This window comes from Pseudomonas sp. DC3200b2, assembly GCF_049895785.1.
Lineage (GTDB): Bacteria > Pseudomonadota > Gammaproteobacteria > Pseudomonadales > Pseudomonadaceae > Aquipseudomonas > Aquipseudomonas massiliensis.
On record NZ_JAFCTA010000003.1, the window covers coordinates 306,481 to 331,622 of the forward strand.

Genomic DNA, 25,142 nt, shown 5'->3' on the forward strand with positions numbered 1-25,142 from the left:
GTAGCCGAAGGCGCAGCTCGCGAAGCGGGGGCTGCGTCCTTCACGTTGGCTCGGGCATTTGTAACAACGCCTGCGCCGCCGCTTCGTCGATCACCAGTTCATGCACCAGGCCACGCCTGAGCACGGCACGGATGATGTCAGCCTTGTAAGGCCCGCCGGAGACCAGTACCACGTGTTTGACGCGCCGCAGATCTTCCAGGTCGATGGACACCGCGCGGCGGTTGAGGGGGTGATCCACTTCCTGGCCGTCCGCGTCCAGCCAGCGGCCAAGCAAGTCGCCCACCGCCCCGGCGGCCCTGAGGCTGTGGCCGTCCTCCGGGCTCACCAGCCCCAGCTCGAGCATCAGCGAACGCTCGCTGAGGTCGCCCACCGTGAGCAGCGCCAGGTCGGCCTGTTTCGCTTTGCCCAGCACGGCCTGCACTGACGCCTCGGCGAGAATCATGTCGCGATAATGCTCCGAAGGTGCGAACACCGGCGCCGCCAGGTAGTAATACTCGCCCGCGAACAGCCCGGCCAGGCTGGAGGCGATTTCCACCGTGTTGTTCGCCGAACCGTAGTGAAGACCGCCCAGCAGCGACAACACGGTGACCCCTGGCAGGGCGCGCCCTTGCAATTCACGCACAGCCTCGCGCAGGGTGCGGCCCCAACCTACGGCAATGATGCTGCCTTCGCCTATATGGTCCTGGACCCGCGGCGCCACGCCCACGCCCAGCACACGGAAAATCATGCGCGGGTCATCCGGCGTCGGCACCACCACGGCCCGTTGCAGGCCATAGCGAGCCTGCAACTGGTGCTCCAGCGCCACGCAACTGGCCAGCGGTGAATTGATGCGAATCTGCACCACGCCGTTTTCACGGCTGGCGGCCAGGGCCTTGTTGACCCTGGCTCGGGTGATGCCGAAACGGTCGGCGATCTGCTGCTGGGTCATGTCGGTGACGTAGTAGTACCAGGCGATGCGGATGTTCAGCTGGTCTTCGGCATTGACCGTGTCGGCGTCGGCGAAATCAGGAGGACGAATGTGCACGGTGTGTTCCCTTGGCCCTTGATGCGTGCGCGCTATTTCACCGCGCCCATGGTCAGCCCTTGTACCAGATGCCGTGAAACCATCAATGCGAAAATCACCACCGGGAATACGATCAGCGTGCCGGTGGCGGTGATCTCGCCCCACGGCAGGTCGTAGCCGCTCATGAAGCTGGTGGCGCTCACGGGCGCGGTGCGAGCGTTGGTACGGGTGAGGACCAAGGCATACAGCAACTCGTTCCAGGAAAAAATGAACGAGAAGATCGCCGACACCGCCACGCCGGGCATGGCCAGGGGCAGCGCGATGCGCCAGAAGATCGCCCAGCGCGACGCGCCAGACAGCCGCGCCGCTTCGTCCAGGTCCTTGGGCACGCCACGGAATTGATCGGTGCAGATCCACACCACGATCGGCAGGTTGAACGTCAGGTACACCAGAATCAACACCAGGTGGGTGTCGATCAGATTGAGGGTACGCGCCATCAAGTACACCGGCAGGGCCACGACGATCGGGCTGAGCATGCGGTTGGTGATGAACCAGAACCACAAATCCCGCTTGCCGCGAAACTCGAAGCGCGCCAGCGCATACGCCGCCGGAGTGCCCAGCCCCACCGCCAGCGCCGTGGTGCTCAGGGCCACGATCAAGGAGTTGCCCAGGCTGCTCAACACGTCACGCTGAAACAGCACCTGAACGTAGTTATCCAGCCGCGGCGTGAATAGCCAGACCGGTGGCGAGGCCAGGGCTTGGGCCTGGGTTTTCATACTGGTGGCGACCATCCAGTAGAAGGGGAACACCGCGAACAGCACGATGGCCAGCAGCCCCACCAGGTGCCACGCGTGGAGGCGCACGCGGGGATGGGCTAGTACAGGGGCCGCGCCAGCGGGGGTAGTCAAAGCGCTCATGTCAAACCTCCCGGTAAACGAAGCGGATATACAGCCGCGCCAGCACGATGGTGACGATCAACAGCAGAATCGCCTGGGCCGACGCCACCCCCTGATCGAACACGCGAAAGCCCACCCGCTGGATGTACACGCTGACCAGCTCGGTGGCCGCGCCCGGCCCGCCCCGGGTCATGGTGAACACGGTGTCGAACATCTTCAGCACGTCTGCGGTGCGCAGGATCAGGATCACGGTCACGCTCGGCAGCAGAAACGGCAACTGCACATGGCGCAGCACCTGCCAGCGGCTGCGAGTTTCCAGCCTTGCGGCTTCTTCCACTTCGGTGGGCACCATGGTCAGGCCCGCCAGCAGCACCAGCGCGCAGAAGGGCGTCCACTGCCAGATGTCCATCAAGGCCACGGCAAGGAAGGCATGCAGGGGGTCGCCCAGCCATTCCACCGGGCCGGCGCCCGCCATGCCCAGCAAGGCATTGGCGACGCCGAAATCGCGATTGAAGATCAGCCGGCCGATCAACCCCGCCACCGCTGGCGCGGTTGCCAGGGGAATCACCAGGCTCATTCGGGCGAGCAGCTTGAAGCCGCTCAAACCAGGCTTGTGCAGCAAGAGCGCGATGAGCAGCCCCAGCGCCAGTTGGATGGGCACCACGGTCAGCAGGAAGCTGAACGTGCGGCCCAATGCTGACCAGAAGGAGGGGTCTTGCAGCACGCTCAGGTAATTGTCCAGGCCAATGAAGGGGGTGGGGTCTTTTGGCCGCGCCAGGTTGTATTGGCGAAACGAGTTCACCAGCGCGAATACCGTCGGGAAAATCCCGATCAGTGCCAGCGCCACGGTGGCCGGCGCCAGAAACCCCAGCGCCGCGCGGGTGTTGTTCCATAGGGCAGGGCCCAGTTCGCGTACAGCTTTGCCCGGCATGCCGGTGTCCTCCGCAAGGGTGAGCTACCGAGGCGCCACGGCCCGAAAGCCAATGGCGCCGGGTCAGGTCATTTACGCAGGGGCTTGTCGCCCTTGTAGTAACCGGCCTTGCCCAGGATGTCCTCCACGCGGGCGCCGATGGTCTTGGCGCTGTCGCTCACGCTGGCCTTGCCCAGCATCATGGCGGTGCCGTACTCGCCGATTACCTCGGACACCTGCGGCCACTCCGGGAAGCGTGGGCGATAGTCAGGCACGCCGCCTTCCCATGAGGTCACCATGGGCTGAACGAAGGGGTAGCGTTTCTGAACGTCGGCGTCCTGATACACACTGCTGCGTCCACTCACGCCGCCGGCCTCCAGGTAAGGCTTGGCCATGGCTTCGGAGGTGGTCCATTGAATGAACAGCCAGGCGGCGGCCTTTTTCTCGTCCGAGCTGTTAGCGTTCACGCCCAAGGAGAAGCCCCCGAGCGCAGGCTTCAGCCCGGCAGGGCCCTTGGGTTCGGTAGCCACCGCCAGGCAGTCGGTGATCTTCGATTTGTTCGGGTCGGCCAAGGTGCTGTAGAACGCGGACCACTCGGTGATCATCGCCACCTTGCCCTGGGCCAGGGCGTTCACCGCCTCGTTGTGGTCATAGTCGACGATGCCCGGCGGCATGAACTTCATCAGGTCCTGGCGAAATTGCAGGCCGGCCTGGGATTCCTTGGAGTTGAGGTTGGATTTGAAGTTGGCGTCCAGCAGCGAGCCGCCGAATGGCCAGAGCATGCGCATGAAACTGTCCGCCGACTGGGTTTCCCCTCGCCGTGATTGCAGCGCGTAGGCGTATTGCCCCTTGCCGGCATCGGTGAGCTTGGGCGCGTAGGTGTGCAGCAGCTCGTCCCAGGTGGCCGGTGGCTTGTCGAAGCCGGCGTCCTTGAGCAGGCATTTGTTGTAGAACAGCAGTCCGGAGTAGTTATCGAACGGCAGGCCATAGAGCTCGTCTCCCCAACCGCCGAAGGATTTGAGCAGGATCGGGAAGAAGCCTTCCAGCTTGAGTTCCGGGTCGGCCAGGGCCTTGTCGTCGGTGAAGGTCGTGATCGGCTCCAGCCAGCCATTGCCGGCGAATTCGCCGATCCACACCACGTCGGTGAGCACCACGTCCAGTTCATCGCCGGAGGTGAAGCTTAGGACCTCCCGCTCGCGGCTGTTCTCATAGGGTACGGTTTCGTAGCTGACCTTGATGCCGGTGGCCTTTTCGAAGGCCGGCAACAGCTTGATGGCGGCTGCGTAACCGGGGCGGTCAAGGAAAATCGCCTTGATGGTGGTGCCCTTGTAGGGCTTGGCGGCCTCTTCTAAAGTCCAGGCATGGGCGCCGACGCTGCCCAGGGCAAGGCTCAGGGCCAACGCCCGGCAAACAGGCTTGTTCATGTACGCAACCTCTCTTTTATTGTTGTGGGTGAACGTAGCGTGATGATGGGTTGCCCTAGGCGGGATTGGGCAGGATGACGGTCTTGAGCGCGCCATCGATGAATTCGGCCGGGTACTGGAAAGCATCGGCCGCATGGCCCAGCTCGAAGCGATGGGTGACCAGGCAGTCCACGTCCACCCGACCCTCGGCCACCAGCTTGATCGCGCGGTCGTACACATGCCCCATGCGCCGGGACATGCGCACGTCCAGCCCCTTGCGCCGAAGCACCGACGCGCTCAGGGGTGTGTACTGGTCACCGTCGGGAATGCCGACCAACACCACTCGGCCACCGATGCGCGCGGCGTCGGCGGCGATCTGGAAGCCTTCGGGTGAGTTGGTCGCCTCCAGTACCAGGTCCACGCCGCGGCCGTCGGTCCACTCGGCGATGGCGCTATGGTGCGCCGCCACCTTTGTCGCCCCGAGCTGAGCCGCCTTGGCGGTGCGGTAGCCGATAGGGTCAATGGCATAGATGGCGTCCTTGCAGCTCAAGCGGGCAAGCTGCAGCAGGCACAGCCCGATGGGCCCGCAACCGATGACCGCGACCGTTTCCAGCACGCGCTTGGTCTTGGCCAGGTCCATGGCGTGGATGGCCACGCCCAGGGGTTCGAGCATGGCCGCCTGCACGCTGGTGAAGTTGGGCGGCACCGGGTAGATCTGGCTCGGCGAGACGACGATGTACTCAGTCATGGCGCCGTGCAGGTTCGGGGGTGAACCGAGGAACTGTACGTGGGGGCAAAGGTTCACGTGGCCGCGGTGGCACCATTCGCAACGGCCACAAGGCTTGGCCGGGTCCACGGCCACCAATTGCCCCGCCGCGAGGTTGTGCTCGGGATGATCGCCCACGACATGGCCGGCGAACTCATGGCCGCAGATGAATGGCTGGGTGATGCGCGCATGACCGATGGCCGCTTCCTTGTAGTAATGCAGGTCGCTGCCGCAGATGCCCACTGCGCTGACCCTGATGAGCACTTCGCCGGGGCCGGGTACAGGTTGAGGCCGTTCGGCGATGCGGACGTCTCGCACCCCGTGGATGTAGGCTGCGCGCATGCTTGCTCCTTGACATTTGTATTTTTGGAATTACAAATGATCGTAGAGCGAATCGCTTGCCTGTCAAGCCGCTGATCGCGGCTTCGTTACACACCGCCGACGAGGCGGGCATTGCCCATCCAGAACAACAACAGGGGTAACGATCTTGACCGAGCTCAGCCTGCGCGGCGTTGAAAAGGCCTACGGCGACATCAAGGTGTTGCATGACATCGAACTCAGCATCGCCAGCGGCGAGTTCGTGGTGTTCGTGGGGCCTTCCGGCTGCGGCAAGTCCACCTTGCTGCGCAGTATCGCCGGCCTGGAAAACATCACCGCGGGCCGCATTCACATTGGCAGTCGAGACGTGACCGACCTGGAGCCGGCTGACCGGGGCGTGGCGATGGTGTTTCAATCCTATGCGCTGTACCCGCACATGACCGTCTACGACAACATTGCCTTCGGCCTGAAGATGCAGAACGTGGACAAGGCGCGGATCGACGAGAAGGTGCGCAACGCGGCCCGCATCCTGCAACTGGAGCCACTGCTGCAGCGCAAGCCCAAGGCCTTGTCCGGCGGGCAGCGCCAGCGCGTGGCCATTGGCCGGGCCATCGTCCATGAGCCCCAGGTGTTCCTCCTCGACGAGCCGCTGTCAAACCTAGATGCTTCGCTGCGGGTGCAGATGCGCCTCGAAATCGCCAAGCTGCATGCCCAGCTGCAAGCCACCATGATCTACGTGACCCACGACCAGGTCGAGGCCATGACCCTGGCTGACAAGATCGTGGTACTGAACAAGGGCGCCATCGAGCAAGTAGGTTCGCCCCTGGAGTTGTACCACCACCCGCGCAATCGTTTCGTGGCGGGTTTCATCGGTTCGCCGCAGATGCGTTTTCTTCAGGTGCCGGTGCTGGCCGTCGGTGCCGAAGGCGTGCATGTGAGCCTGCCCGGCGGGGAACGGCTGCTGGTGCCGGTGCGCGCTGACGGTGTGCAGCCTGGCGCCAGCCTTACCCTGGGCCTGCGCCCGGAACATTTGTATGCCACGGGCCTGGGCGATGCGCGTATCGCCGCCCAGGCGCTGGTGGTCGAACATCTGGGCGGCGAAACCTTCACCCATGCGGTGGCCGCCGACGGCCAGGAATTCACCGTAAAGGGGGAGGGACACCTGGCCGTCACGGCCGGCCAGGCCCTGGCCGTTGGCGTGACCGGCAGCCGCTGTCACCTGTTCAGCGAAGACGGCGCCGCGTTGCCGCATTTGCAGCATTACAGCCAGGGGGCAGTGGCAGCCGGGCCGGCGGTGGCCGTCGGCTAAGGAATGGACGGGGCGCGAGCACGGTAGGGCTGGCGCTTGCCGGTATCGATCCTGTTCACACTGGTCGTGTCTTGAGCGTTTGGTCGGTCAGGCCGCCATACGCTCAAATGAACTTCGTGCAGGGCGGGTTTGCAGCAGGCCTGAAGAGCATCGGTGGCCGCCGGCAACCCGCCGGTCACTCACTCAATCCCAGCTCAACGCCCCACCGGTCTGATACTCGATCACACGGGTTTCGAAGAAGTTCTTCTCTTTCTTCAAGTCCATGATCTCGCTCATCCATGGGAAGGGGTTGCTGGTGCCTGGGTATTCTTCCTTGAGGCCGATCTGGGACAGGCGACGGTTGGCGATGAACTTGAGGTAGTCCTCCATCATGGCCGCGTTCATGCCCAGCACGCCGCGCGGCATGGTGTCGCGCGCGTATTCGATTTCCAGCTGGGTGCCCTGGAGAATCATCTGGGTGGCTTCTTCCTTGAGTTCGGCATCCCACAGGTGCGGGTTTTCGATCTTGATCTGGTTGATCACGTCGATGCCGAAGTTCAGGTGCATGGACTCGTCGCGCAGGATGTACTGGAACTGCTCGGCCACGCCGGTCATCTTGTTGCGGCGCCCCATGGAGAGGATCTGGGTGAAGCCGCAGTAGAAGAAGATGCCTTCGAGCACGCAGTAGTAGGCGATCAGGTTGCGCAGCAGTTCCTTGTCCGTTTCCGGGGTGCCGGTGTTGAACTGCGGGTCGGAGATGGCGCGGGTGTACTTCAGGCCCCAGGCGGCTTTCTTCGCCACCGATGGGATCTCGTGGTACATGTTGAAGATCTCGCCTTCGTCCATGCCCAGGGATTCGATGCAGTACTGGTAGGCGTGGGTGTGGATCGCTTCCTCGAAGGCCTGGCGCAGGATGTACTGGCGGCACTCCGGGTTGGTGATCAGGCGGTACACGGCCAGGGCCAGGTTGTTCGCCACCAGCGAGTCGGCGGTGGAGAAGAAGCCCAGGTTGCGCATCACGATGCGGCGCTCGTCGTCGGTCAGGCCTTCAGGGCTTTTCCAGAGGGCGATGTCCGCGGTCATGTTGACCTCTTGCGGCATCCAGTGGTTGGCGCAGCCGTCCAGGTATTTCTGCCAGGCCCAGTCGTACTTGAACGGTACCAGCTGGTTGAGGTCGGCGCGGCAGTTGATCATGCGCTTCTCATCGACTTTCACCCGGGCGGCGGAGCCTTCCAGCTCGGCCAGGCCCTCGGCGATGTCCAGGCTGTTGAGCGCGGCCTTGGCCCGGGCCACCGCCGCGCTGTCGTTGGCGCTCACTTCGCGGGCTTCATGGGCGGCGGCGTCACCGGCGCTGTCGAGTTTGTCCAGCGCGCTGGCGGTAGCGGTGGCAGTGCCGGCAGCCTGTGGCGCGTTGGCGTCGTCGTCTTTGTCGAATTCGTCCCAGCTCAGCATGGGGAAGGCTCCTGTTCAAGGCCGCGCGAAGCGGCGGTTGAAGTTGATAAAGCGGCAAGCCAGGCGTTGGGCCTGGCTCGCGGAATGGGTATGTCTGCCACGGTGGGCTATAGAACGCCTTCAGCCGGTGTGGTTAACCGCTGTCTCGGTGCGCATGGTCAGCTCGTTGGGAGCCGGGAGTATACGGAAATGCATTCCCGAATGCGCGGCCCGAAAGCAGATTCGTGCGCTCGTCCAGCCCGACGGAGGCGAACTATACACCCAATATCTAGTGCCAGGTATTGAGGTATAGCACAGTATGATGTGTTTTTTGGCGGGCTGACGGGTGGCCCTCACTGCGATGAGGTTGTCGGCATAGGCCCAAGGGGGCCTTGGGCGCGAGCCGCTCGTCGAATCTCCCCTTGAGCCAGGGCTGAGCCCAAGTCCTGCGTGACCAGCCCTAGCTGGGAGCTGTTCGACAGCTGGCGCTGCCTCCCACAGGGTGAACTGAACCCCTGACGTTCAATGCCAGCTTCTGCAGGCCTAGAGCGTGACGGCCAGCTCATGATACGCCCGGTTGAAATAGATCAGGCTGCCCGCCGTGGCGCTGAGATGAATGGCCTGCACCTCGCAGAACATCACATCATGGGTGCCTATTTCGGTGCGTTGCCGCAGCCGGCATTCGAAGGAAACACTGGCCCCTTCCAGCACCGGGCAGCCTGAGCTGCCCGCCGTCCAGTTCACCGCGGCGAACCGCTCGGCCATTGGAATCTTGCCACCGAAACAGTTGGAGACGTGCTGGTGCCCGGCCCCCAGCACGTTGACGCAAAGTACGGCGTTGTCCCGGAAAGCCCCGTACACGGACGCGCCCCGGTTAAGACATACCAGCAGGGTAGGGGGTTCGTCGGTCACGCTGCATACCGCTGAGGCCGTGAAGCCTGCCAGGCCGCCGGGCCCGTCGGTGGTGACCACGTTCACCGCAGCCCCGAGCAGGGCCATGGCATTGCGAAACTCAGCCTTGTCGACCGTACAGGTCACAGGCTCGCTGATGGATGCACACATTGGCTTTTTCCTTTCAAGACTGGCTTTGGCGGGTCAGGAACCCCAGCAGCGCCTCGTTGAAGGCTTCAGGCGCAGTGACGTTATGGGCATGGCCGCCGTGGGGCTGGACGTGTAGGAGGCTGCCCGCAATGGCCTGGGCCAGCCGTTCGGAACAGGTCGCCGGCACCAGTACGTCGTCGAGCGCGCTGGATACCCATACCGGCAAGTTTATTTCGGCCAGGCGCTCGCTGACATCGAAGCGACGCAGTGCGCCGATGCGCGCCTTCATGATGTCGGCGCCGGGGAAGTGTTCCAGTGCATGCTCGACTTCCTTCTGAACGCGCTGGGCCTGGGCGGCTGCCCAGCTGGCCGGGTAGAGGAAGATTGGCTGCGCCTCCACGTAGGCGCGTGGACCGGCGTGGTCCAGCAAGGCCAGGCGCGCGTCGAAACAGCGGGCCGAGTGCGGGTTGGGCGCCGCCCAGGCATTGACCAGCGAAAGGCTGATCAAGCGCCCCGGCTGATCCAGCGCCAGTTGCAGCCCCACCAGCCCGCCGAGGGCATGGCCGACGAAGTGGCATCGGCTGACGTCCTCTGTCCGCAAAATCTCGAGCACATCCTCGACCATGTGCTCGATGCGATAATCGGCGGGCAACGGCTGGCGGCTGCGGCCGGTGCCCCGCTGGTCATAGGTGATTACCCGGTAGCCCGCTTCCAGCAGCGCGGGCAGCTGGGCGCCCCAGTAGCCGGCCGAGCCACCCAGGCCTGAGCAGAGCAACACCACTTCGGCGCCCGGCTGGCTCTCGGGCTTGACCTGAACCTGGGTGTGCAGCGCGGCCGTCATGGCTGTTTGCCCGTATGGGCGATACTGGCGATTTCCACCAGGGCCTCGGGTTTCACCAGCCCCACCTGCACGCAGTAGCGTGCCGGTTTTTCCCCCGGGAAATATTCGGCATAGACAGCGTTGATAGCCGCGTAGTCTTCCCAGCGCGTAAGGAACACGTGATTGAAGGTAACATCCTCCAGGGTGCCCCCGGCAGCTTCGATCACACCCTTGATGGTTTCCAGTACATGACGGGTTTGCGCCCCCGCGTCACCCACATGCACCACGTTATTGTCACTGTCGAAGGGCAGCGTGCCGGCGACATAGACAATGCCGTCAGCCTGGGTGCCGGGTACGAATGGGCCGATAGGCGTGGCGGTACCTGGCGGGATGATGACTTGTTTTGGCATGGGGACCCCTTCTTAACGTTGAGTGCTCAGGAGGTTGACGAAGGCTTCGACATTGGAGACCCAGCCGAAGAAGGTTTCGATGTTGTAGACCGCCGCGGCCTGTATCGCTGGGCCGCCCAGCTCGTGGGTGGCGTCTTCGAGCAGCACGCCGAAATACTCCAAATGGAAGGCATCGCGCAGGGTGGACTCGACACACACATTGGTGGCGATGCCGGTGAATACCAGGTTGCGAATGCCGCGGGCACGCAGGGTGCTGTCCAGGGTGCTGTTGAAAAAGCCGCTATAGCGGGTTTTCGGTACCAAGATGTCCCCGGGCTGGGGCGCCAGTGCCTCGACCAGCGCATAATCCCAGCCGCCCTTGGCCAGGAAGCGCCCTTGCAGTTCAGGAAACTTGCGCATGGTCTTGAGCGCGTTGGATTTATGCCAGTTGGGCGAACCCGGCCCGCCGGCTTCCACGTACTGGCTATCCCAGCCGTTCTGCAGGTACACCACCGTCACGCCGGCGGCACGGGCCGCCTCGATGGCGCTGGCGATACGGGCGATCACGCCCTGGGCCCCGGAAATATCGAAGCCGGCCGAATCCACGTAGCCGCCCACCGAGGCGTAGGCATTCTGCATGTCCACCACCACGAGCGCCGTGTTCGAAGGGTGCAGGTACAGCGGCTCGGGTCGCGCCGGCAATGCCCAGGCAGCCTGGCCGTTCACCGCGGGGAGGCCGGCCGGCGTGGTGGCGCTGAGGGTAACCTTCTGTCCAACTTCCATACGTCAGGCCTCCAGCGCTTCAGGGGTGTCGCTGGCCACCGCGCCGCGGCGCGGACCTGCCTGGGAGGGAACGGGGGAGGCTACCTCGATGCGGCTGTTCATCAGCGGCTGGATTCGCGTGCCGAAGGCTTCCACGCCTTCCACGAAATGATCGAAGGTCAGCAGCACGCCTTCGGTGCCTTCCACCTCGGCCACTTCATCGAGCATGCGAGCGATGGAAGCGTACGAGCCCACCAGCGTGCCCATGTTGATATTCACCGCCGAGGTGGGGTCGGCCATCTGTCGCACGTTGGTGTCTGCCCCTGAGGTCTTGTCCGCCCCGCCTTGTACGCCCAGCCAGGCCACCGCTTCCTCGTCGACCCCCGCCTTGTAGTGTTCCCACTTGGCCCAGGCGGCTTCGTCCGTTTCATCGGCGATGACCATCATCAGCACGTAGGTACTGACGTTGCGCCCGGTGACTCGCGTTGCTTCGATCAGCTTTTGCGAAGCCGGGGCGAACGCCTTGGGGGTGTTCACGCCCTTGCCGAAGCAGAAGTTGTAGTCGGCATACTGGGCCGAGAACGTCATGCCGGCGTCGCTCTGGCCGGCGCAGATGACTTTCATGTCGGCGCTGGGCATTGGGCTCATGCGACAGTCGTCCATGGTGAAATGCTCGCCCTTGAAATCCGACTGGCCTCGTTCCCAGAGGTCGCGCAGCACCTGGATGTATTCGGACAGGTAGGCGTAGCGGGTACTGAAGAATTCATCACCGGGCCACAGGCCCATCTGGGAATACTCGGGACGCTGCCAGCCCGTCACCAGGTTCACCCCGAAGCGGCCATTGGAAATGGAGTCGATGGTGGAGGCCATGCGCGCCACTATGGCAGGCGGCAAGGCCAGGGATGGCGCGGTGGCGAAGAGCTTGATCTTGCTGGTCACCGCGGCCAGACCCGCCATAAGGGTGAAGGATTCCAGGTTATGGTCCCAGAACTCGGTTTTGCCACCGAAGCCCCTCAGCTTGATCATCGACAGTAGAAAGTCCAGCCCATAGGTTTCGGCCCGTTGGGCGATCTGCTTGTTCAGCTCGAAGCTCGGCTTGTACTGGGGAGCGTTTTCCGAAATCAACCAGCCGTTGTTACCGATGGGGATAAAGATACCGACTTTCATGGGCGCCTCCGGTTGAATCGTCGGCCTGGGTGGCGACGTCGGAAAAGCTTGAGCACGAGCTGTGCCAGCTTTCTTTTCTCCTGTCTTATCAATGGTCTACGTCCATGCCCGCATTTCCAGTAGACCAAATGGTCCGAAAAAGACCGTTTGGATGGATCGCCGGCGCACAGCGATGAAGCGGCACGGGCCGTTTCAGTGCACGGCTGCTACGACATCCGTAGTGGCTGTTACAATGCAGGCCCCATTCCAGCTCGGAAAGCTCCGTGAACGATAAGACGTCAGAGGTTAGTTCTTCCACAGGGCGACGCCCTGGACGCACGATCAGCGAGAAGGCCCGAAACCGGCGTTCGTTGATGGTGGAGAACAAGCGTGCCTCGATCATCCAGGCCGCGCTCGGGCTGTTTTCCCAATACGGGCTGCACGGCACCAGCCTCGACCAGGTAGCCAGTAGCGCAGACGTTTCCAAGACCAACCTGCTGTATTACTTCGGCAGCAAGGAAGACCTCTACGTGAGCGTGCTCGAGCAGGTACTCGATACCTGGCTGGCGCCGCTTCGGGGGTTCAGCGCGGATCAGGACCCTTTGCAGGCCATTGGCCAATACCTGCGGGCGAAGCTGGAATTGTCTCGGGACCACAGCGCCGAGTCGAAGCTGTTCTGCATGGAAATCATGCAGGGCGCACCCTTGATCGGCGGCCAGCTCAGTCAGGCCTTGCGCGAGCTGGTGGCGAGCAAGGTCGAGGTGATAGGGCAGTGGGTAGAGGCCGGCAGGTTGGCGCCGGTCGACCCCTACCATCTGATCTTCAGCTTGTGGAGCACTACTCAGCATTACGCCGATTTTGGTGCCCAGGTACGCGCCATCGCCGGCAAGGACCTGTCCGATCCGGCCTTCTTCGAGGCCACCCTGGCCAGCCTTCAGGCGTTGTTGCTCGATGGCCTCAGGCCCAGGCCCTGACCAGGGCGGCAGCGACGCTACCTCGGGGCTGCTTCCACGCTTAGCGCTGCGGGCTGGCCCACCCTGCGCCGGTTGAGTAGCTGATTAAGCAGGATGGCGCCGAAGGTGGCGGTCCCCAGCCCGCCCAGTGCAAAGCCGCCAAGATGCAGGGTGAAGTCACCCGTACCCAGCACGAGGGGAATGGCAGCGACCAACAGGTTGCGGCTATCGGAGAAATCCACCCGGTTCTCTACCCAGATGCGCGCGCCGGCGATGGCGATCAGGCCGAACACCACGATGGATACACCGCCCATCACCGGTACCGGAATGCAATGCACGATAGCGCCGAATTTCGGTGAAAGCTCAAGCAGTATCGCCGCCACCCCCGCCACTATGAAGAGCGCAGTCGAATACACCTTGGTGGCCGCCATTACGCCGATGTTTTCCGCGTAGGTCGTCATCCCGGTGCCGCCCACACTGCCGCTGAGCACTGTGGCAATGCCATCGCCGATGAAGGCGCGACCGATGGACTGGTCAAGGTTCTGTCCGGTGATCGAGGCGATCGCCTTGATGTGCCCAAGGTTCTCGGCGATCAGGATCACCACCACCGGAACGATCAGCAACGCCGCCGACACCGTGAACACCGGCGCCTGGAAGGCCGGCATGCCGAACCAGGGCGCGGCCGCGATGGGGCTTGGATCGATGGCCTTGCCCAACCCAAGCAGGTTGGCCAGCACGAAATAGATGACAGTCGCGGCAATCAGCCCCACCAGAAGCAACATGCGCCGCAACAGCCCGCCGGTGTAGACCGCGATACACGCAATGCAAACGAAGGTGACCAGTTGCATCCAGGTATCGAAACCGGAGGATGCCATGGTCTTGATAGGGACGCTGGCCAGGTTGAGGCCGATCACCGCTACCACGGTACCGGTGACTACCGGCGGCGTGATGCGCTCTATCCAGCCCACTCCCGCGGCCTGCACCACGATGCCGATGGCGACGTATACCAGCCCGCACAGCACCACTCCGCCCAGGGCCAAGGGGATGTTCAGGTTGGGGCCGCTTCCCGCATAGGCGGTGGCGGCGCTGACCGCGCCTATGAAGGCGAAGCTGGAACCGAGAAAACTGGGGATCTTCCCGCGCGTGACCAGGAAGAAGATCAGCGTCCCCAGGCCGCTCATCATGATCGCCACATTCGGATCGAAACCCATGAGCAAGGGCGCCAGCAAGGTTGCGCCGAACATGGCGAACACATGCTGTATGCCCAGGGCAAGTGTCTGCGGCCAGGGCAGGCGTTCATGAGGGGCGATGATATCGCCCAGATCGGCTTTTACAGACCAGGAAAACGGGTTGTTCATAGAGTCCGCCCTTCGTTGGTGGGAGTGTCCCGGTAGCTCGCCCCTGCATTCGCTTGATCATGAGGCGGTAGCGGGTCAGCGGAGCAGAATGCATGCCAGCGGGAAAATCCTGAGCGCCGAGAAGGCTTTAGGAAAAGCGAGAGGTGAATCCGGACCTTTTGGTCCACTTCGGAGCACTCGCTCAGTGCAAGGCTGGTCGGTACTGGTGCAGGCTGGCGGCGCGGAGACGAAAAAGCCCCCGCCTTTCAGGGCGGGGGCTTTTGTGGCCTGCGGCCTGGCGGCTACAGGCAGGGGCGGGGGCCTTACTGGCAGGCTTCGCAATCCGGCTCGTCAATCGCGCAAGCCTTAGGCACCGGGGCCGGGCCGGCCGCTGCCGACTCGGCAGCCTGGGGCGCGGCGTGCAGGGCACCGTCGCCACCGCTGGACACCGCATTGAGCTTGCCAGTGTTGATGGTGGACTTCTCGGTGCTGGTGGCGGCCAGGGCGCGGAGATAGTAGGTGGTCTTCAGGCCACGGAACCACGCCATGCGGTAGGTCACGTCCAGCTTCTTGCCCGAGGCGCCGGCGATGTACAGGTTCAGGGACTGTGCCTGGTCGATCCACTTCTGGCGACGGCTGGCCGCTTCCACGATCCACTTGGTGTCCACTTCGAAGGCCGTGGCGTAGAGATCCTTGAGCTCCTGAGGGATGCGCTCGATCTGCTGCACCGAACCGTCATAGTACTTGAGGTCGTTGATCATGACCGCGTCCCACAGGCCGCGTGCCTTGAGGTCGCGCACCAGGTAGGGGTTGATCACGGTGAACTCGCCCGACAGGTTCGATTTCACGTACAGGTTCTGGTAGGTCGGCTCGATGGACTGCGACACGCCGGTGATGTTTGCGATGGTCGCGGTCGGTGCGATGGCCATGATGTTCGAGTTGCGAATGCCTTTCTGAACCCGCGCGCGCACTGGCGCCCAGTCCAGGGTCTCGCTACGGTCGACTTCGATGTACTTGGCGCCACGCTGCTCGATCAGGGTTTCCAGCGAGTCCAGCGGTAGCACGCCCTTGGACCAGAGCGAGCCCTGGAAGGTCTCGTAGGCGCCACGCTCGTCGGCCAGGTCGCACGACGCCTGGATGGCGTAGTAGCTCACCGCTTCCATGGACAGGTCGGCGAACTTGACCGCCTCGTCCGAACCATAAGGGATGTGCTGCAGGTAAAGCGCATCCTGGAAGCCCATGATGCCCAGGCCCACCGGGCGGTGCTTGAGGTTGGAGTTGCGCGCCTGAGGCACCGAGTAGTAGTTGATGTCGATCACGTTGTCGAGCATGCGCACGGCGGTCTTGATGGTGCGCGACAGCTTCTCGGTGTCCAGCTTGCCATCGACGATGTGATTCGGCAGGTTGATCGAGCCCAGGTTGCAGACGGCGATCTCATCCTTGTTGGTGTTCAGGGTGATCTCGGTGCACAGGTTCGAGCTATGGACCACGCCCACGTGCTGCTGCGGGCTGCGCAGGTTGCATGGGTCCTTGAAGGTCAGCCAGGGGTGGCCGGTCTCGAACAGCATCGAGAGCATCTTGCGCCACAGGTCCTTGGCTTGCAGGGTCTTGTAGACCTTGATCTTGCCGTATTCGATCAGGGCTTCGTAGTACTCGTAGCGTTCCTCGAAGGCCTTGCCGGTGAGGTCGTGCAGGTCCGGGGTTTCGGACGGGGAGAACAGGGTCCACTTGCCGTCTTCGAATACCCGCTTCATGAACAGGTCCGGAATCCAGTTGGCGGTGTTCATGTCGTGGGTGCGGCGACGGTCGTCACCGGTGTTCTTGCGCAGCTCGAGGAATTCCTCGATGTCCAGGTGCCAGGTTTCCAGGTAGGCGCAGACCGCGCCCTTGCGCTTGCCGCCCTGGTTGACCGCCACGGCGGTGTCGTTGACCACCTTCAGGAAGGGAACGACCCCCTGGGACTTGCCATTGGTGCCCTTGATGTACGAGCCCAGCGCCCGAACCGGCGTCCAGTCGTTGCCCAGGCCGCCCGCGAACTTGGACAGCATGGCGTTATCGTGGATGGCGCCGTAGATGCCGGAAAGGTCGTCCGGCACGGTGGTCAGGTAGCACGAGCTCAACTGCGGGCGCAGGGTGCCGGCGTTGAACAGGGTGGGGGTGGAGGCCATGTAGTCGAACGACGACAGCAGGCGGTAGAACTCGATGGCGCGCTCGTCACGGTTCTTCTCTTCGATGGCCAGGCCCATGGCCACGCGCATGAAGAACACCTGGGGCAGCTCGAAGCGCACGCCATCCTTGTGGATGAAGTAGCGGTCGTACAGGGTTTGCAGGCCCAGGTAGGTGAACTGCTGGTCGCGCTCGTGATCGATGGCCGCGCCCAGCTTGGCCAAGTCGAAGCGGGCCAGTTCCGGATTGAGCAGTTCGAATTCCACGCCCTTGGCCACGTAGGCCGGCAGGGCCTTGGCGTACAGCTCGGCCATCTCGTGGTGGGTGGCGCTTTCGGCGACGCCCAGGAACCCCAGGCCTTCGGCGCGCAGGGTGTCCATCAGCAGGCGGGCGGTGACGAAGGAATAATTCGGCTCACGCTCCACCAGGGTACGGGCGGTCATCACCAGGGCGGTGTTCACGTCCTTCAGGGCCACGCCGTCGTACAGGTTCTTCAGGGTTTCGCGCTGGATCAGCCCACCGTCCACTTCCGCCAGCCCTTCGCAGGCTTCGGAAATGATGGTGTTCAGGCGACCCATGTCCAGTGGTTCGAGGGTACCGTCGGCGCGGGCCACGCGGATGCTCGGATGGGGCTGCGCGGGCTGGCTGGCGTCGTTACGGCTGGCGCGCTCCTTGGCCCGCTGGTCACGGTAGATCACGTAGTCGCGGGCAACCTTGTGCTCGCCGGCGCGCATCAGGGCCAGTTCGACCTGGTCCTGGATCTCCTCGATATGGATGGTGCCACCCGACGGCATGCGCCGACGGAAGGTGGCCGACACTTGCTCGGTCAGGCGCGCGACTGTGTCGTGGATGCGCGAGGACGCGGCGGCGCTGCCGCCTTCCACTGCGAGGAACGCCTTGGTGATGGCCACGGTGATCTTGTCGTCGGTATAGGGAACGACAGTACCGTTACGCTTGATCACGCGCAGTTGGCCGGGTGCGGTGGCGCTCAGCTCCTGGTTGGAGCCCGCGCCCTGAGGCGCCTGGCCTGTCGGGTTCTCGCGAGTGGTGTCGGTGTGCATGGGAGTCTCCACGATCTCTATGTTTAGTTGGGCGCGGCAGGGGTGACTGCCGTTCCATGTGAAGCACGACAACCGACGAGGCGACCAGGCCCCATGAGGCACTGGCCAGCTCCGCCGGTATACAGCGACTTCTTGATCAAATAAGGGGGCGCTTTTGACGCCTCCCTGGCAAAACGAAGCTTGCAGGCCCAGACAGCCTGGCAAGCATGCCAGCAGGCCTGTACCGCAACCGAAAAATCAGCCTTCAGGGGCTTGAATTCTTTTATAGCGTAGTGTTGACGCAGGACACCAAAACCCAATATGTAGTGGTCTGGCGTGAAGGGGATACAAGATAATGCGCTTGGGTAGCCTTTGCAACATCAGGAAATGTGGATAACTTGTGGGAAAAATGTGGGATAGCTGCTGCGCGCCCTTTGCCCCAAGGGCTGTAGGAAAACGCGACGAAAAACGCCATTCGTCACGTCATGCCGGGACGCAAACGAGGCTGAGCAATCGCCCGTCGCGCAGGTTGAATTGGCCCGCCAGTTGCACGCCGGCGCGCCAGTCCGGGCTTAGGTCGGTGAGCAGGCTCAGGCGCGCCTGCCCGTCCTCGGACCAGTCCAGAAGTGACGCCGCCTCGAAATAGAACCGTTGGCCGACGAGCGGGTAAAGCGCCTTGAACAGGCTTTCCTTGAGAGAGAAGGTCAGGGTCACGACCAGCGCGGCCTGTTGCGGATCTTCAGGCAGGCGCTCCAGCTCCGCCGCCGTAAGGATTTCGGCCGCCAGGCGCCGCGCGCGTTCCGGGGCCAGCAGGCTTTCCACGTCCAGGCCAAGCCCGCGGCAGCGATCGGTCGGGGCCGCGATGGCCGCCGCCCAACCGTCGCCATGAGTGATGGCACCACAGAATCCCGTAGGCCAGCCTGGGGCACGGTCTTCCCCGATGGGCAGGTCACAGCCTGGCAGGCCGAGCCGACCCAGTGCCGCTCGCGCGCACAGGCGCCCGGCCAGGAACTCGGCCTGGCGCTTGGCGACCGAGCGTTCGATGGACGGCGGGCGAACGATGCCGGCGCGCTGGAAGTCATCAGCCGCCAGATGCGACGGCTGGAAACCGCAGCTGGCGAACACCGCGCCCGCCGGCACGGGCAATGGGCAATCCCAGATCACAGGCGAACAGCAGGCGGGCAGGGGAGCGGTCATGTTCATAAGCCAGATTGTGCCCCCTATCGTTTGAAGGTGCCAGCGGCGGGCCCGATGGCCAAGAACGCCGGCGACCATGGGCTTCGCTCTTAGAAGAACACCTTTACAAGCAGGCTGGCGGTGTTCTGGTCGGTATCGAAGTAAGCGGTGTCCTTGATGCCGTACTTGTCCTTCCAGTAATCGTATTCGATACCTACATACAGCTGTCGCTCGGTCAGGCTCAGGGCCTTGCCCAGGTCGTACTTGATCTGCGGGTTGAAGTGCAGGTTGGCATGGTAGTCGCCGCGGTTGTTGCTGTCGTTACCGACCACCCAGTCAATGAAGCCGTCGATCAATACATCGGATTTGCCTACCGGAATCGTATAGGACCATACCGGCGTGATCTGCCACACGTTATCGCCGGCGCGCGGGCCGTCAGTGACCCGTTTGTAGAAGTTGAGCTGGAAATAGTCGAAGCCGGGCACGTCAAGATCGAAGCCTGGACCGAACAGGTAGGACTCGTTATCGCCCTCGCCGAACTCGTAGGTCAGGGCCAGCAGCACGTCCTTGACCGGGCCGAAGGCCACCGGCTGGCCGAGGATCTTGCCAGCGGAGAGCCGTGGGCTGAACTCACCATACAGAGTGCTATTGCCAGCGCTGGAGGAAGCCTTGCCGTTGTAGAAGATCTTGTCGACGAACAGGAAGTTATCGCCGTATTTCCAGGAGTCAGCGTGTTCGAAGGTAAAGGTTTGCTGGATCTGCGGGTCGACCGTGAAGTCCCGCCCGTTGAGGTAGGTCAGGCTGTTGCTCTGCCACTGCAGCCACTCGCCCGCGGCCTGGGCGTCACTGGCAGCCAAGGCGGTGCCAGCCAGCACTAGGCTGGAAAGAGTACGATTCATTGAAAGCTCCTTGGTGATAACGGCGGCGCTGCATTGGCGCCGCCTCGATAAGAGTCGTCTAGCCGGCCTGTTTCGTCGCCATACACCCCTTGCAAGCGTCTTGCCAGGCCATGGCCTTCTGCCGAAGCGGACTCGGCAGGGCGGTCAGGCTTGCGGGGGCATTGCTCAAGGAGCGGCGCAAGAGGGCGCGCCGGCTAAAGGGCGCGCAGCATAATGAGGCATATTCTGAAAGGCAATCACCGGCGATGACCCGTGGTCCTGCCCCCGGCTCGGCTGCGGCGCCGGCGTAAGTATCTACTGCGTCACCACAGGTCCGTCTGCTCAGACTGCTGCTTTTCGCTCAGGAGATGCAGTCGTGAATCCCCTTGACAGCTTACTGGAGACCCCGGCCCAACCCTTGTTCCCATCAGTGGCAAGCCAGCAACGGGACCGAGCCCGAGGCATCCTGGCCGCTGGGCAGTTACTGGCTGACGCGCCGGTCGACTGGCTACATCGCGTCGCCGATGCCTTGGCCGCCAAGGCCGCCGGCCAGGCTGACTGGTCCTCCAGCCTGCCGCAAGACCTGCGGCCCATGGCCTCGAGCATGGCCGAAGAACCAGCGGCCGAGGCCTGGCAGGTGGCGGTGGACGAAGCCCTCAGGCAACAGGCAGACGCCTTTGCCTATCTGCTGGAGCTTGGGAGCCAGCCGGCCGATTATCCGCGCCATCTCAACAAAAGCCGCCAAGCGGCGCACCGGGCCCGCCTGTTGGCCCGCTTCGGCGAGGAAGCCCCCGCCCTTGCGGACCTGTCGGCCTATCAGGCTGCGTTTCAAGCCCGCCATCAGGCCCAGGCGAAGTCCGCGGCGATCATGGGAACGGCCGCGGCGTTTTCCGCGCCGAACGACTTGAGCGCCGACCTGAGCCAATTGCTGGAGCAGGCCATTGTCGCCGAGTTGCGTCTGCGGGCCGAGGAAGGAGCACTGGAACCCGGTATTGCGGCGATGCTCGATGTGCCTGACGGCCCCGGCGGTTGGCAGTGGCTGGCGGTCACCTGGAACGGCGCCACCCTGGCGGGAGCCTGGGTACTGACGCTGCCGCAGGCCTGGGGCTCGCGCGTCACTGGCCTGCCTTTGCTGCTATGGGTGCAAGGGGAAAGCGGGGGGCTCGCTCATTTCGAGGACCAGGCCTCTTTGTACCAGGCCATCGCCGCGGACATTCAGGCCCCGTTGCCCACCGCCCTGGCCAGGCAGGCGCAGGACGCGCCAGCGCAAGGAGATGGAGCTGCCCTGGTGCCGCTGGCAGCAGGCGGGGCCACGGCCATCCAGGCATTGCTACAACCCTGGGTGCAACGGTTCGCCGCCTTGGCGGAAGGGAACTGGCCCTGGCCCGAGCTCGATCAGGCGCTTGCCCGGGAGCGGATCCTGGATGAAGCTCGCAGCGCCCTGGCGATTCCGATGGATAGCCAGCGCCGCCTGGCATTGACTGAGGTCGAACGTCAGTGGCAGGCCGACGCGCTGCTGGAGCACTTGCCCACCTGGTTGCTCAGCCGGCCCCTGGACCAGCGGGAGGGCTTCGCCCAGCGACTGTTGGCCTACCATGAGGCCGCCAGCCAGCTGGAAGCCTGGCTCAGCGAGCAGGTGCCCGACTTCGCCGTGTTCGCCGGGCGCTTGCTGGCCGAGCGCATCGAGCAGGACCTGGGCCTTCGAATCGAGCCCGAGACAGTGGTGGCGAGCCGTCCGACCCACATGACCTTTGAATGGTTCGGTAAGGGGACGAGCCTTGAACCACCCCCGGAGGGTCTGTTTCCACGCCCTCCGCTCAGTGAGCATGGCCCCGGCGGCCTTCGCTGGGTCCCCAGCGATACATGGGAACAGGTGACATTGGCCGAACTGGCGATGGAAAACCTCGATGCCGACGAGGCGGCCGAAACTGAACGGCTCAAGGCCGCGCACTGGCAAGTCCCCGGTCTCACGGCCGGTTACCTGATAGAAATCCTGCCCGTACTGGACCCGCTGAAGCAGTACGACGCCCATGTGCGTCGTAGCCTGGACCCGGCTCGGGCGCTGATGCCTGAACGGCTGCGCCGACCGTTCGAGCTGGAACTCCAACTCTTGGCCCAGGTGATGCACTGGTCGCGTCGGCTAAGCACTCGCGGCCAGACAATGCTGCAAGCGGCCGCCACGGAACAGGATGCTGCTCGCCTGGCTGAGCGCGGGCTACGGCTCCACTGGCTGGTGATCCACATGGACCAGGAGCTGGGCCAGACGGTTCAAGGCTGTTGCGCGCTGGTCCAGGGGGAGGGTGGTCATACCTTGCTGCACCTGCCCGGGGCGCCTGACGGATTCGAGCTGATCGAACATCGAAGCCTGAGCCGCGCTTTGGATACGCTCCGACGGGGTATCGCCAGTCAATCAACGCTGGCCGAATACCTAGCGCAGCGCCTGGGCGGCGACCCGAAGGTATCGCTGGCTTACTTCCGGCAGGCCGCGCTACATCACTACGACGATTATCTTCGCGCCCCGGCATCCCTGGACCAGACCCTTGTCTCTCTACAGCTGGACGATCGCTGTTTCTGGCTACGAGCCAGAGCCGTGGCACAAGGGCGAAGCCAGCGCGGCATCCATGTGGCCCGCCACTTGGCGCTTCAGGAGCGTTACCTGGGTTACCTGCGCGCGGCCATGGCCATGATGCCCGGCGTGGGTACCCTGGTTGGCCTGCAGACCCTCTATGAAAGCGCCTCGATGGTGCGCTCCGGATGGCGTCAGCAGGACCCCGACCTGGTCGGCGTGGGCGTGGTTGGGGTTCTGGGCGGGATTCTGGACGTGCTGCTCAGCAGCCTGCCCGTGGCTTCCAGCCTGGCCAGTGTGCGCCAGGCGGTGAGGGCACAGGCTGTTCTGAGACAGGCGCGGCAGCCCTTGGCGGGCTACGAGGCCCGGCTCCGGCTACCCGGCGCCACGGCGCTCGCGGGAGCAGACGCCGGTACCTGGCTGCACGACGGTCAACGCTATATCTGCCAGGATGGACGAGCCTATGCGGTCTACCGTCGCCCCGGTGAAACGACCCTGAGCTTGCGCGCCACGGCAACGCGCCGATATGAGGCGCCTGTTCGGCGTGAGGGCGAGCGCTGGGTCACCCATGCCGATGTGGGGCTGCGTGGTGGCGGGGGCAAGTTGACCCTGGCCGAGAATGTCTTCGCCACCTGGGGGCCTGGTAGCCGTCATGAACCCTTTACCGGCGCCACGCGGACAAGGGCGTTGGCCCAAGGCCGACGGCTATTGAATCAATACAGATTTCCAAGCGCGACCCTGGAGGCAGAATTCGCCTTTGCCTACCTGGCCGACGGAACCCCGCCAGCCTGGGCGCTGCGCTATCGGACAGGTCCAGGCGCCGCGGTTGTGGTCGCGCCAGTGACCGATGCGTGGCAGGCCGTGCGCTGGACCCCGACGGGCAGTGATGACTTCACTCCTAGCGGCCGCGGGGGCCTGGTTCATCTTGCCCCGCGCGGTCAAGGCCAGCCGACGGAAATGGTAAGGTTGCAAGGCCATTATTATCCGCTGCTGAGGGGCGGCGGCCAAGAAGCGGAGCGCTTCATCGCCCCGGCGGGCCCGGCGCCTGCCAGCCTGGCGGAACTCGACGAGCTGATTCTTCAAGGGCTTGGCCCGGTGCGAGTGCGTCTGGGGGCCACGCCTGCTGACGCACCGACCCTCATCGGGCCTTATACACAAACATTCGCCGAACGTCTGGCCGAGCGCTTCCCTCACCTGGCTCCCGCTGCGCGACGGGCCTGGGCGGAGATAGTCTACCGCAGGGCATCGCAATCCCCGCTGGGGCTGACCCAGCAACGTTTGCGTGCTATCGAACGCCTGATCGCGGACGATACCGCGGAACCCCTCCGGGCGCTTTTCCCGAGGATGATCGACAGCCTGGTGACCGAACTGGCGAGACGGGATCTGGCCGACAGCTTCTCCCAGATACACTGGTCCCTTACGACGGCCGAGCGAACGGCTCTGCAACAGGCCCTGGCCGGGCAGGGCGCCGAAGAGCTTCGCATGATGATGAATGGCTTCCTGGTCGGACGAGGCTACAGCGTACTCTTCGATCATGCGATCGCGGGCCGCTACCTAAGCGTGTTCCGCCGCCCGGGCCGCCCGGAAATCTACGTGCTGGTGCAGCTGGACAGGCTTGGCGCGCTCAACCTGTATGGGAATCATGGCGCCAGCCTGCTGACCCGGCCCTGGCTGGATATGGTTATCCCGCGCATTCCCAATGTCGAGGCAGCTGCCATGGTCCGCGCAGCCCGGTACCGCGGCGAACTGGTACCAGTGCTGGGAGGCGCCACGGCGCCGAGCGCGGCATCCGTGGAAATCATCTGGGAGCGGGTATTCCTGCTTTCGGATATACCAGGAGCGCCGCTCGCGGTGCGTAGCTGGCGCAGCGCCTTGCGGCCAATCCAGCCTGGCGATGTGGAAAGCGCCCCTGGTTCAGGAATGTTTCGAAATATTGATACAGGTTTGATCGAAGGCGTGCGCGTCCATGGGCAATGGTTGCCTGTGTTTCCGGTTGCCGATGACACGCGCCTGCTGCTCTCGCGCCCAGCCGACTTGCCCACGCCACTCACGTTCGATGCGTTGAACCGATGCATTCGCGAGCGGTTCGCCGAGCAGCCCTGGCTGGTTGCGCGCGAGGGCGCCGAATGGTCGGTACGCCGTCATCTATTCCTCGCGCCTCTGGATCGGCAGCTTGGTCGGACGCGACCGGGCCTTACCCCTCCAAGCGCTTTCAGCGTTGCCGAGGCGGCCTTCGCTCGCGCGCAGGGCAGTGACCATGCTCGGCTTCTGCATCTGGAGCATGTGCTGTCCAGTTGGGTGCACAATAGCCATGCGCAAGGCGACCTGGCCGACCCTTTGCTGCTGCTTTCAACGCTGAGTCCGGAGCGCTTGGAGGGCGGCCTGGACTGGCGGCTCGCGCTGCCGCCGGATGTTGCAACCCCAGCGCCTGGCGTGCTGTATCTGCGGCCCGTGGAGCAATACACCCAGGGCCTGCTGGAAACCGTGCGGCGGCCCCGTATGCGCCACCATGCCTTCAATCTGGCCGATGATCTTCTGGTCCGCTATGGGCTTATCCAGGAGCATCGAGCGGGCCGTTTTGCCCAATACCGGCAACCCTCGACTGGCCGCATCTACGTGGTCGCCGTCCAGATAGCCGAGGCCGATCAAGTGCTCGTGGCAGCGGATGAGGGCCTGACGACGCTCTCCGCAGCCTGGACCACCCGTTGGCAGGAGCGTCTGGGACGGCGCCAGGCCGAAGCCTTGGCGCAAGCCGCCAGGGAGGGCCGCTTGGTCAGGTTGCTGGCCGCCTTGCGGCTCGACGCTTCGGCGGAGGAAGGCGTGCTGGCGCTGGTTCGGCTAGGCGAATTCTGA

Annotated in this window: 18 protein-coding genes; 3 read left to right on the forward strand and 15 right to left on the reverse strand. The window is 63.9% G+C overall.

The window, feature by feature from the left end; translation table 11 throughout:
• Window positions 1-40 precede the first annotated feature (40 nt).
• The 5 genes from ACP691_RS10820 to ACP691_RS10840 all read right to left on the reverse strand — a co-directional run bounded on the left by ACP691_RS10820 (window position 41) and on the right by ACP691_RS10840 (window position 5,320).
• Window positions 41-1,024, reverse strand: coding sequence for a sugar-binding transcriptional regulator (locus ACP691_RS10820; RefSeq protein WP_426149449.1), 984 nt, complete (start codon window positions 1,022-1,024; stop codon window positions 41-43).
• Between the two features lie 32 nt (window positions 1,025-1,056).
• The gene (locus ACP691_RS10825) at window positions 1,057-1,920 is read right to left on the reverse strand and encodes a carbohydrate ABC transporter permease (RefSeq protein ID WP_426149450.1); all 864 of its coding nucleotides are present in this window, start codon (window positions 1,918-1,920) and stop codon (window positions 1,057-1,059) included.
• Window position 1,921: 1 nt separating this feature from the next.
• Window positions 1,922-2,830, reverse strand: coding sequence for a carbohydrate ABC transporter permease (locus tag ACP691_RS10830; protein WP_426149451.1), 909 nt, complete (start codon window positions 2,828-2,830; stop codon window positions 1,922-1,924).
• A 68-nt stretch (window positions 2,831-2,898) separates the two neighbouring features.
• Entirely contained in the window at window positions 2,899-4,233 is a 1,335-nt protein-coding gene (locus tag ACP691_RS10835; RefSeq protein WP_426149453.1) for an ABC transporter substrate-binding protein, read from the reverse strand.
• A 55-nt stretch (window positions 4,234-4,288) separates the two neighbouring features.
• Window positions 4,289-5,320: a zinc-dependent alcohol dehydrogenase gene (locus ACP691_RS10840; protein ID WP_426149455.1), complete on the reverse strand. Its 1,032-nt coding sequence runs from the start codon at window positions 5,318-5,320 to the stop codon at window positions 4,289-4,291.
• A 145-nt stretch (window positions 5,321-5,465) separates the two neighbouring features.
• On the opposite strand from ACP691_RS10840, the gene ACP691_RS10845 reads away from it, so the two are divergent.
• Window positions 5,466-6,605, forward strand: a complete 1,140-nt coding sequence (locus ACP691_RS10845) for an ABC transporter ATP-binding protein (protein ID WP_426149456.1) — start codon at window positions 5,466-5,468, stop codon at window positions 6,603-6,605.
• A gap of 183 nt (window positions 6,606-6,788) precedes the next feature.
• Here ACP691_RS10845 and ACP691_RS10850 read toward each other — a convergent pair whose 3' ends face one another.
• The 6 genes from ACP691_RS10850 to rutA all read right to left on the reverse strand — a co-directional run bounded on the left by ACP691_RS10850 (window position 6,789) and on the right by rutA (window position 12,194).
• A complete protein-coding gene (locus ACP691_RS10850; protein ID WP_040260883.1) occupies window positions 6,789-8,036 on the reverse strand; it encodes a ribonucleotide-diphosphate reductase subunit beta in 1,248 nt (415 codons plus the stop codon).
• A gap of 522 nt (window positions 8,037-8,558) precedes the next feature.
• Complete coding sequence (locus ACP691_RS10855; RefSeq protein ID WP_426149458.1) at window positions 8,559-9,077, reverse strand: flavin reductase; 519 nt, start codon at window positions 9,075-9,077, stop codon at window positions 8,559-8,561.
• A gap of 13 nt (window positions 9,078-9,090) precedes the next feature.
• Window positions 9,091-9,897 (reverse strand): pyrimidine utilization protein D, encoded by an 807-nt coding sequence (rutD, locus tag ACP691_RS10860; protein ID WP_426149459.1) that lies wholly within the window; start codon window positions 9,895-9,897, stop codon window positions 9,091-9,093.
• Complete coding sequence (rutC, locus tag ACP691_RS10865) at window positions 9,894-10,286, reverse strand: pyrimidine utilization protein C (protein WP_426149460.1); 393 nt, start codon at window positions 10,284-10,286, stop codon at window positions 9,894-9,896. Before rutC ends, rutD begins: the two co-directional genes overlap by 4 nt.
• A 12-nt stretch (window positions 10,287-10,298) precedes the next feature.
• On the reverse strand, window positions 10,299-11,048 hold the full coding sequence (rutB, locus tag ACP691_RS10870; protein WP_426149461.1) for a pyrimidine utilization protein B: 750 nt from the start codon (window positions 11,046-11,048) through the stop codon (window positions 10,299-10,301).
• Window positions 11,049-11,051: 3 nt separating this feature from the next.
• Window positions 11,052-12,194, reverse strand: a complete 1,143-nt coding sequence (gene rutA / locus ACP691_RS10875; RefSeq protein ID WP_426149462.1) for a pyrimidine utilization protein A — start codon at window positions 12,192-12,194, stop codon at window positions 11,052-11,054.
• A gap of 263 nt (window positions 12,195-12,457) precedes the next feature.
• On the opposite strand from rutA, the gene rutR reads away from it, so the two are divergent.
• A complete protein-coding gene (gene rutR, locus ACP691_RS10880) occupies window positions 12,458-13,147 on the forward strand; it encodes an HTH-type transcriptional regulator RutR (RefSeq protein WP_426149463.1) in 690 nt (229 codons plus the stop codon).
• A 17-nt stretch (window positions 13,148-13,164) separates the two neighbouring features.
• Here rutR and ACP691_RS10885 read toward each other — a convergent pair whose 3' ends face one another.
• The 4 genes from ACP691_RS10885 to ACP691_RS10900 form a co-directional block, all read right to left on the reverse strand.
• Window positions 13,165-14,484: a solute carrier family 23 protein gene (locus tag ACP691_RS10885; protein WP_426149464.1), complete on the reverse strand. Its 1,320-nt coding sequence runs from the start codon at window positions 14,482-14,484 to the stop codon at window positions 13,165-13,167.
• A 302-nt stretch (window positions 14,485-14,786) separates the two neighbouring features.
• On the reverse strand, window positions 14,787-17,690 hold the full coding sequence (locus ACP691_RS10890; protein WP_426149465.1) for a ribonucleoside-diphosphate reductase subunit alpha: 2,904 nt from the start codon (window positions 17,688-17,690) through the stop codon (window positions 14,787-14,789).
• 462 nt (window positions 17,691-18,152) lie between these two features.
• The gene (locus ACP691_RS10895; protein WP_426149466.1) at window positions 18,153-18,872 is read right to left on the reverse strand and encodes a 4'-phosphopantetheinyl transferase family protein; all 720 of its coding nucleotides are present in this window, start codon (window positions 18,870-18,872) and stop codon (window positions 18,153-18,155) included.
• A gap of 83 nt (window positions 18,873-18,955) precedes the next feature.
• Window positions 18,956-19,744 (reverse strand): outer membrane protein OmpK, encoded by a 789-nt coding sequence (locus ACP691_RS10900; protein WP_426149467.1) that lies wholly within the window; start codon window positions 19,742-19,744, stop codon window positions 18,956-18,958.
• A gap of 355 nt (window positions 19,745-20,099) precedes the next feature.
• Between ACP691_RS10900 and ACP691_RS10905 the strand changes: the two genes are divergently transcribed.
• Window positions 20,100-25,142 carry a dermonecrotic toxin domain-containing protein gene (locus ACP691_RS10905; protein ID WP_426149469.1) on the forward strand — a complete coding sequence of 1,681 codons (5,043 nt, stop codon included), beginning with the start codon at window positions 20,100-20,102 and terminating at the stop codon, window positions 25,140-25,142.